1 protein-coding gene is annotated in these 334 nt (G+C 50.0%); it reads left to right on the forward strand.

Annotated features, from left to right (window positions below; all coding sequences use genetic code 11):
* The coding region (locus tag MTCD1_RS18755; RefSeq protein ID WP_143760160.1) for a hypothetical protein at positions 1 to 334 on the forward strand (334 nt) is incomplete at both ends.

Here is a 334-nt window from a genome sequence, read left to right on the forward strand (position 1 = left end):
GCTTAAGGCCATGGTATTTAGCCTTAATCTGTTTCAGCCCGATGACTCTCCCTTCGATGGTGCCCAGATATCCTTGATCATCACAGCTGTACTCGCCGTATTTGCCATCTTATTTGGTACTAGAAAACTCGATGCGACCGAGCATAATCCCGGCATGATGTTGGCCCTCGCCTTCGAATCTTTGGTCAAGTTAGCGTCATTTTTACTGGTCGGTGTGGTGATAAGTTTTGGTTATTTCGATGGTTTCGGTGATATCTGGCGCCAGGCGGCGGAGCGAAACTTGATCAGCGAGCCTAGCCTCAGAGTGGAGTCCCTGATGCCTCAGCTCTTGGTG

The organism is Colwellia marinimaniae, from assembly GCF_002207865.1.
Classification (GTDB): domain Bacteria; phylum Pseudomonadota; class Gammaproteobacteria; order Enterobacterales; family Alteromonadaceae; genus Colwellia; species Colwellia marinimaniae.